Genomic DNA, 6,648 nt, shown 5'->3' with positions numbered 1-6,648 from the left:
AGGTTCTTCTTGCGCTGCGCCTCCTCGATCTTCACCTGCAGCTGGCGGAGGGCGTCCTTCACCTTTTCGGTGTCGGACGCCTGCTTCTGCCAGGTGTCGTGCAGGCTCTGCGCGCGCTGCGCGTACTCCTGCTGGCGCATGAGGGCCTGCCGGGCCAGGTCGTCGCGGCCCTGCTGCAGGGCCAGCATGGCGCGGCGCTCCCACTCCTGCGCCTGCTTGGCCTCGGCCTCCACCTGCGACTTGAGCTTGCGCTCTTCGGCAATGGCGAGCGCCACCTCCTGCTTGGCCCGGGTCTGCTGCTCGCGCATGTCGATGATGACCTGCTCGAGCATTTTTTCCGGGTTTTCGGCCCGGGCGATCAGGTCGTTCAGGTTCGACCGCACAAGGGTCGACAGCTTCTGGAAGATTCCCATCGGATCCCAACGTGTAGGTCCCGGGCGGAAGCCCGCGTGCGCGGCTCCGGGGGACGTCCCTGGTCAGCGTTACAGAACGGCCGTGCGTGTCAGCAGTCGCGGTACCCCGCCAGCGAATCCAGGTGCGTGGCGAGCGCCATCTGGAACGAATCCACCGTGGCTTGGAACTCGTTGAAGTCCAGGTTCTCCAGCTCCAGCGACTCGGTCAGGATCACGTCGTCCTCTTCCAGCCCGTAGGCGGCGTGGACGAGCTCGGTGGCGTTGGCGCGCAGCAGGGCGCGGTACAGGTCCGAGCACTTGTCCCGGTCGCGCGGCACGTCCAGCACCTTCAGGCGAAACACCAGCAGCGGGGGCGCATGGCTGATGACCAGCGGCGCGCCGCCGTCCTGCTCGTCGGGGTAGGCCAGCCACATTCCCTCGGCCACTTCCTCAAAGCCCAGGTCCATGCGGTGCAGGAAGTTCACCACGTCCTCGCGGTTCACCATCAGCGGCTCTCCGGATTGTTTGTCGGGGCACCGGGCGCGGGCAGCGCGCCGGGCATGCGGGTTCCGCCTTCGCCGAGCAGCCCCACCATGAACGACTGCTCCTCGCTCAGGCGGCGCACCTCGGCCTGCAGGCCGTCCATCTCCTCGCGCAGGCGGCGGATCTGGGCGTCGCGCGAGGCAATGTCGCCATCGCCGTGGGACCGGGGCAGCGCGGTAAGGACCAGGCGGGCGGCGAGGCCCACGGACAGGATCAGTGCAATGAGCGTCATGTGCGTTTTCTCACGGGGCAGGGTACGTCCCGCCCCCGCACAAAGTTTCACCGCGGCGCCGCCCTGTCCAGCGGCGCCGGGACGGAACGGCCTACTGGCTGGCGCCGGAGGGGCGGCTGGTGGGGCGGATCTGCACCAGGCGGCGCGCCGACGGGGTGGCGGCCAGCCCGCCCAGCGCGGTTTCGCGGTAGGCGCTGGGCATGCGTCGCCCCACCTCGCCCATCACGTCGATGACCTCGTCGGCGCTCACGGGAAAGTCCAGCCCGGCCAGCGCCATTTCCGACGCGCTGATGGCCTGCATGGCCGCGCTGGCGTTGCGGTAGATGCAGGGAATCTCCACGAGCCCGCCGATGGGGTCGCAGATGAGCCCCAGCATTCCCTGCAGGCAGAGCGCGATAGCGGTGCTGATCTGCTCCGGCGTGCCCCCGTGCATCCACGTGACCGCCGCCGCGCCCATGGCCGCGGCCGTCCCCGTCTCGGCCTGGCACCCGCCTTCCGCCCCCGCCAGCGAGGCGCGCTGGGCCACCACGCCGCCCACGCCGCCGGCCACCAGCATGGCGTCGATCAGCTTGTCTTCGCCCATGTCCCCCGCGAACTCGTCCACGGAGATGAGGATGGCGGGCAGCACTCCCGCCGCGCCCGCCGTGGGCGCGGCGACGATGAGCCCCATGGCCGCGTTCACCTCCAGCGTGGCGATGGCGCGCGCCAGGGTCACCGTGACGCGCTCGCCCAGCATGCGCGGCCCGTTCTCCCACAGGCGGCGTGCGCGCCCGCCGGTAAGGCCCGACGCGGAGCGCACTTCGCCCTTGAGCCCCTCGTCGATGGCGCGGCGCATGACGCCGAGCGTGTGGGCGATGCGGGCGCGGATCTGCTCGGCGGGCACGCCGGTTTCGCGCGATTCCGTTTCCAGCACCACCTGCGGAATTGGGCGGCCGGACTGCTCGGCGTCGCGAAGGAGGCTTTCGATGGACTTGTGCATGGAACTGCAGGGAACAGGAAATAGGGAATAGGGAATAGGTTGCAAGAGCAGTGCGAGGGGTGGTTCGGTGCGCTTCGACGGGGTTCCTGAGAGGTCCGCGGTTCGCGCCGGCATCCCCTGGATCTCGATGGCCGATCAAACCCGCCGAGACCCGCTGAAGCCCGGCCCCGCGCCGAACCCCCTATTCCCTATTCCCTATTCCCTACTCCCTGGTCTTCACGCGATGCGGGGAACCGCGCGCGCCCACCGCAGCCAGGGGAACGACCGGATCGCCCCGAGCGCGGCGTCGCTCACCGGCTCGTCGGCTTCGATGGTCATCAGCGCGTCCTGGTGCCGCCCCGTACGGTCCACGCGCATGGTGGCCAAGTTCACGTGGTGTGCCGAAAGGATGGTGGCCACGGCGGCGATGGTGCCCGGCTCGTCGTGGGCCAGCAGCACCAGCGTGTGGTACGCCCCGCCCAGCGCCACGGGAAAACCGTCGATCTCCGACACTTCCACCCGACCGCCGCCCAGCGACGCCCCGCGGACCACCAGGCGGTCTTCGCCGCGCTCGATGTGGAAGATGGCGGTGTTGGGGTGCGCGTCGTCGCCCAGGTCCACCTCCTCGAACTCCCACTGCAGCCCGGCGGCGCGGGCTTCCTCGTAGCCTTCGCGCAGCCGCAGGTCGTCCGGCGGCAGCCCCACCAGCCCGCCGACGATGGCGCGGTGCGTACCATGTCCCTCACCGGTGGCGGCAAAGGACCCATGAAGCTGAATGCGCACGCGGTCGGGCGTTCCGCCGGCCACGGCGCGCGCAATCAGCCCCAGCCGGCAGGCGCCGGCCGTGTGCGACGAGGAAGGACCTACCATCGTCGGCCCCAGGATGTCGAAGAGAGATACCATGAGCGGCAAAATAGGCGGGGCGGGGTGGACATGCCAGACGCTCCCTCTGCGCCAGCGTGCGGATCGGTATTTTTCCGGGACTGGAGGGATGGAACGGACGCTGTTAGACTGGACAGAGCGAGCATGCAGCCCGAACCCGGAGGGAGTGCAACCATGATGGTGATCGACGACGCCGAAACGCTCTGCCTTGCCGCCCACGTGGCGCGGGAGAGCGGGACGTGCCGCACGGAAGCCGTGCGCGCCACCCTGCGAGAGCGGGTGCACCACGCGCGCGAGGTCGCGGCCTGCCTGGACGCGTACGAGGAGGAACTGCGGACGGGGCGTGAGCGCGGAGAGCAGGTGCGTCCGCCGCTTGCGGCCGGGGAGCGCGCGGAGCGCATGGACTATGGCCCGCCCATGCACGCCCGATACGCGGAACTGCTGCCGTGTCAGGACCCGGCGGAGACGTGCGGGTGCGCGTGGAGCATCGAGGACCCGGAGATCGAGGCGCTCGTTGCTGAAGTGGCTTGCGGGATGTCCGTCAGCCCGGCGGAGGCGCTGCGGTCTGTGCTGCGCGACCGCGCCGTGGTGCTGCGCCGGCTCGCCGATGCGCTGCGCCCGTTCGGCCGCGCGGAGTCCGGGCTGCGGGCCCACGTGCTCGGCGACGTGGTGTACCTGACGCTCGCGCCCGTGGACGGCCCGGACGGAGCGCGCGGCCGGATGACCAAGGATGAGATGGAGGAGTACCTGGGATACGGACCGCACGGATACTGAGATCCGCCGGGGCCGACACCTTCAACCAGAGCGCAGATACGTGATTCTCGACAGCTCCGTGATCGTTGCGATCACAACCAAAGAGCCGGAAGCCCATGCAGCCGGGATGGTGATCGGCCAGGCGGAGGCCGTATCAATCGGCACGCCGACGCTGGTGGAAAGCGGAATGGTGCTGGCGGGCCGGCCCGGCGCGGACTGGCGCGCGTTGCTGGACGAATTCTTCGCCGAGACGGAGGCCGCTGTGATTCCGTTCTCGTCCGACCACTGGCGCGTCGCGGTGAACGCGTTCGAGAAGTTCGGAAAAGGGCGACACCCGGCGCGCCTCAATCTGGGCGATTGCTTCACCTACGCAGTCGCCCGTGTTGCGGGCCAGCCGGTGCTGCACCTCGGGAACGACTTCAACCAGACGGACCTGATGGTAATCAGCCTTTAGCCGGGCTACTTTTCCACGCCGGTGCCGGGCAGGCGCACGCTGGCGAGCTTCCAGCCCAGGCCGTCGCGGTGCATGATCAGCGCGAGGCGCTCGGCTCCGGAGTTGCGGTCCACGTAGCGCACCTCGAAGCGGTTGGGCCCCGCGTAGCCGCGCTCGATCGTGAGGTTGGCGCGATTGGGCTTGTCATCCTCCCCATCCTTGTTCCCGCCGCGCGGCTTGCCCCGCCCGCCCGGCGCGGTGCCCTGCATGAGCGCCGCGATGCCCGACGGCGTGAGCGCGCGGTCCACCACCGGGCCGGCGAGCGCCCCCGCCGCAAACCCGGTCAGCGCGCCCACACGCGAGCCCGCGCGGCCCGCCACCTGGTGGGACACGGCGGAGCGAACGTTGTCCTTGAGGCTCAGGCGCAGGGCGGGGAAGTCCACCAGTTCGTTCAGGCGCTGCGCGTCCCCCGCCTCGGCGGCGGCCTGCACGGAGCGGAGCGCCAGGTGCGGCGTGAAGTACTGCCAGGAGGCAAGGCCGCAGAAAACCAGAACGAGGAACAGCGTACCGCGACGGCGCATCGGGAACTCCGAATTCAGATGTGGACGGGGGTGAGTTGCGGGGCGGGGACGGATGATCGCTCGTCAGCGGTCCGGCATCCACGACGGGCCGGAGCGGACCTCGGCATCGGCCAGGGTGTCGCGGCGGGTCTCGGCCATGCGCCCGCCGCGGCGCTCGCGGACGATGTGCACGTAGGTCCCGGCATCCTCCAGCCAGTCCTGCGCCTCCTCGCGGACCGCCTCGAGCTTTCCATCCACCACCCGGTACCGCGCCGCCGTCCACAGCCGTCCGCCGTGCCCGCCGCGGTTGTGCGAGTGCCACTCCCGGGCGGCGCTGTCCGGCATCAGCGTTTCCCACTGGCCGAGGGGGACAAAGCGACTCATCCTGGCATCGAACCGCCAGTACTCCGACCGCGAGTTGGCCATCGCCGTCTCCGCGAGCAGCGCAAGGTCCGGGTGGCCGTCGTAGTCCAGGTCCGGTGTGGAGATGCGGTCCGCGGGAGGGATGTCGCCCACCACCAGGTTCTCGCCGGGGACGAGCGTCTGCACGGGCACGCCGCCGCGCAGCACGCGAATGCTGTCCACCGTTTCCGGACGCGAGCGGACCGGCGCGAACACGAAGCCGGGATCGCCCGGCCTGCCGACCACCGTTTCGCCGTTGAACGGAAGCGCCCGCCCCGTGTCCCCGTCCGCCACGGTGCGCGGCGCCGTGCCGCCGAACGCGGGGGCCGGGACGCGAATGGTGTCCGCCCGCGCCGCGGCGTCTTCGCGGGCGGTGCCGCAGGCGGCTGCGGCGAGCAGCGCGGCGGCGGCCAGCGGGGGGAGGAATCGGTGGATCACCGTCACGTTATCGAGTCCTGACCGTGTCGAGGGATGCCGCGAAATCGCGCAGCGTGCGCCAGTACGCATCATCCGCCACGTCCACCAGGTTGTTGTGCCCCGCGCCCCGCACCCAGAACTCGCGCGCGGAGCCCGGCGCCAGCGCGCGCAGCCGTTGGCCGTGCCAGAACGGGATCACCTCGTCCGCCGTGCCGTGGATCACGAGCACCGGCGCGGTGACGTGCTTCAGCCGGTCCACCGTGCGAAAGCGGTCGAAGGGAAGCAGCGGCACGCGGTTGAACACGGCGCGCACGCTCAGGAAGGTGCTTTCCAGGATCAGTCCCGCGACCGGCTCGCGCGCGGCGAGATACGCGGCGGGGCCTCCGCCCAGCGACCGCCCGTGCACGATGATGCGCCCCGGCGGCACCCCCGCGCCATGGGTCAGGTAACCGTACGCCGCGTCCTCGTCGTCGTACGCGGCCTGCTCCGAGGGGCGGCCGGTGCTGAGGCCGTACCCGCTGTAGTCGTACGCCAGCACGTTGAAGCCGGCGTCGCGCAGGCCGCGCAGAAAGGGGAGGTCGCCCGCCAGATCCTCGCCGTTGCCATGGCTGTACAGCACGGTGTACCGCGCCGCGGGATTCTGCAGATGAACGGCGGCGATCACCCCGCCCTGCGCGCGCGGAATCAGCAGGATTTCCGGCGTGCGCGCGTACCGCTGCGCCGGCGGCATGAAGATCAGCCGGTCCGAAACCAGCCACATCAGCAGCGCGAACCCGGCGTAGACCAGCGCCAGCAGAAGCAGAACGCGCATGGCGCGGCGGAGGAGGGTGGCGCGGGCCGCGATCACGCGAGAGCGGCGGGCACGTCGCGCGCGGCCTGCGCCGGCGCCGCGCCCAGCACGCGCTCCACCAGCCGGATGGTGCGGCTGCGGACGGGCTCGAACGCCAGGCCGACCGCCACGCCGGTCAGCACGCCGCCGGCACGGTCGCTCAATCCTAGCCGGGCGCCCACCCAGCCCTGCAGCAGCTGCTCCAGCGTGGCGAACAGGATCACCGTCATCAACCCCACCGCGCTGG

General features: G+C 70.8%; 11 protein-coding genes. 2 read left to right on the top strand and 9 right to left on the bottom strand.

Annotation, left to right across the window (positions count from 1 at the left end; genetic code table 11):
- From VF665_RS07555 to sdaAB, 5 genes are all read right to left on the bottom strand, one after another.
- The coding region (locus VF665_RS07555) for a PspA/IM30 family protein (RefSeq protein WP_331052799.1) at positions 1–413 on the bottom strand (413 nt) is incomplete at its 3' end.
- Between the two features lie 89 nt (positions 414–502).
- Entirely contained in the window at positions 503–898 is a 396-nt protein-coding gene (locus tag VF665_RS07550; protein WP_331052798.1) for a CesT family type III secretion system chaperone, read from the bottom strand.
- The gene (locus VF665_RS07545) at positions 898–1,167 is read right to left on the bottom strand and encodes a hypothetical protein (protein WP_331052797.1); all 270 of its coding nucleotides are present in this window, start codon (positions 1,165–1,167) and stop codon (positions 898–900) included. The genes VF665_RS07550 and VF665_RS07545 overlap by 1 nt, the downstream gene beginning before the upstream one ends.
- Before the next feature lie 91 nt (positions 1,168–1,258).
- Positions 1,259–2,146 carry an L-serine ammonia-lyase, iron-sulfur-dependent, subunit alpha gene (gene sdaAA, locus VF665_RS07540; protein ID WP_331052796.1) on the bottom strand — a complete coding sequence of 296 codons (888 nt, stop codon included), beginning with the start codon at positions 2,144–2,146 and terminating at the stop codon, positions 1,259–1,261.
- Positions 2,147–2,362: 216 nt separating this feature from the next.
- Positions 2,363–3,028 (bottom strand): L-serine ammonia-lyase, iron-sulfur-dependent subunit beta, encoded by a 666-nt coding sequence (sdaAB, locus tag VF665_RS07535; RefSeq protein WP_331052795.1) that lies wholly within the window; start codon positions 3,026–3,028, stop codon positions 2,363–2,365.
- A gap of 153 nt (positions 3,029–3,181) precedes the next feature.
- Between sdaAB and VF665_RS07530 the strand changes: the two genes are divergently transcribed.
- Both VF665_RS07530 and VF665_RS07525 read left to right on the top strand, forming a co-directional pair.
- Positions 3,182–3,781, top strand: a complete 600-nt coding sequence (locus tag VF665_RS07530) for a hypothetical protein (RefSeq protein ID WP_331052794.1) — start codon at positions 3,182–3,184, stop codon at positions 3,779–3,781.
- Positions 3,782–3,821: 40 nt separating this feature from the next.
- Positions 3,822–4,214, top strand: a complete 393-nt coding sequence (locus tag VF665_RS07525) for a type II toxin-antitoxin system VapC family toxin (protein WP_331052793.1) — start codon at positions 3,822–3,824, stop codon at positions 4,212–4,214.
- 5 nt (positions 4,215–4,219) lie between these two features.
- Here the strand turns inward: VF665_RS07525 and VF665_RS07520 are convergent, their stop codons facing one another.
- The 4 genes from VF665_RS07520 to VF665_RS07505 all read right to left on the bottom strand — a co-directional run.
- Positions 4,220–4,774, bottom strand: a complete 555-nt coding sequence (locus VF665_RS07520) for a DUF2939 domain-containing protein (RefSeq protein WP_331052792.1) — start codon at positions 4,772–4,774, stop codon at positions 4,220–4,222.
- Between the two features lie 63 nt (positions 4,775–4,837).
- Complete coding sequence (locus VF665_RS07515; RefSeq protein ID WP_331052791.1) at positions 4,838–5,593, bottom strand: hypothetical protein; 756 nt, start codon at positions 5,591–5,593, stop codon at positions 4,838–4,840.
- Positions 5,594–5,600: 7 nt separating this feature from the next.
- Complete coding sequence (locus VF665_RS07510) at positions 5,601–6,383, bottom strand: alpha/beta hydrolase (protein WP_331052790.1); 783 nt, start codon at positions 6,381–6,383, stop codon at positions 5,601–5,603.
- A gap of 32 nt (positions 6,384–6,415) precedes the next feature.
- A partial coding sequence (locus tag VF665_RS07505; protein WP_331052789.1) for a hypothetical protein occupies positions 6,416–6,648 on the bottom strand: 233 nt, incomplete at its 5' end.

This window comes from Longimicrobium sp. (assembly GCF_036387355.1).
Lineage (GTDB): Bacteria > Gemmatimonadota > Gemmatimonadetes > Longimicrobiales > Longimicrobiaceae > Longimicrobium.
Note: the sequence above shows the minus strand (reverse complement) of the source record. Positions and strands in the feature narration are given on the sequence as shown.

Excerpts from the sequence above, each read along its gene's own strand:
- VF665_RS07550 (WP_331052798.1), bottom strand. The coding sequence starts at position 898 with ATGGTGAACCGCGAGGACGTGGTGAACTTCCTGCACCGCATGGACCTG.
- VF665_RS07545 (WP_331052797.1), bottom strand. The coding sequence starts at position 1,167 with ATGACGCTCATTGCACTGATCCTGTCCGTGGGCCTCGCCGCCCGCCTG.
- sdaAA (WP_331052796.1), bottom strand. The coding sequence starts at position 2,146 with ATGCACAAGTCCATCGAAAGCCTCCTTCGCGACGCCGAGCAGTCCGGC.
- sdaAB (WP_331052795.1), bottom strand. The coding sequence starts at position 3,028 with ATGGTATCTCTCTTCGACATCCTGGGGCCGACGATGGTAGGTCCTTCC.
- VF665_RS07530 (WP_331052794.1), top strand. The coding sequence starts at position 3,182 with ATGATGGTGATCGACGACGCCGAAACGCTCTGCCTTGCCGCCCACGTG.
- VF665_RS07520 (WP_331052792.1), bottom strand. The coding sequence starts at position 4,774 with ATGCGCCGTCGCGGTACGCTGTTCCTCGTTCTGGTTTTCTGCGGCCTT.
- VF665_RS07510 (WP_331052790.1), bottom strand. The coding sequence starts at position 6,383 with ATGCGCGTTCTGCTTCTGCTGGCGCTGGTCTACGCCGGGTTCGCGCTG.